Genomic DNA, 266 nt, shown 5'->3' with positions numbered 1-266 from the left:
AGTGTGTATCACTCGAAGCTGGCGGGAGCGGATCTGAAGTGCATTGATATGGTCTGTCACCTGAAGGAGCGTGATGATGAGTAACAAAGCCGCGGAGGGGATTCTTGCTCTTTATCAGCGCCATGCCGCAGCCTTTGCAGAGCAGCGCTCACGGGCACTGTTTGAGAAAACGTGGCTGGAGAAGTTCGCGGCACGGTTACCGCCACAGGGGCGAATAGTGGATATCGGCTGCGGGAACGGTCAGCCCATCGCGGGGTGGCTGATTG

1 pseudogene is annotated in these 266 nt (G+C 57.5%); it reads left to right on the top strand.

From position 1 onward, the window contains the following. Window positions 1-76: 76 nt before the first annotated feature. Window positions 77-266, top strand: a pseudogene (locus ACCC94_RS30275) (SAM-dependent methyltransferase); the annotation flags it as partial.

The sequence above is a fragment of the Pseudomonas sp. Pseusp97 genome (assembly GCF_047304025.1).
Classification (GTDB): domain Bacteria; phylum Pseudomonadota; class Gammaproteobacteria; order Pseudomonadales; family Pseudomonadaceae; genus Pseudomonas.
This window is presented reverse-complemented; position numbering and strand designations above follow the sequence as displayed.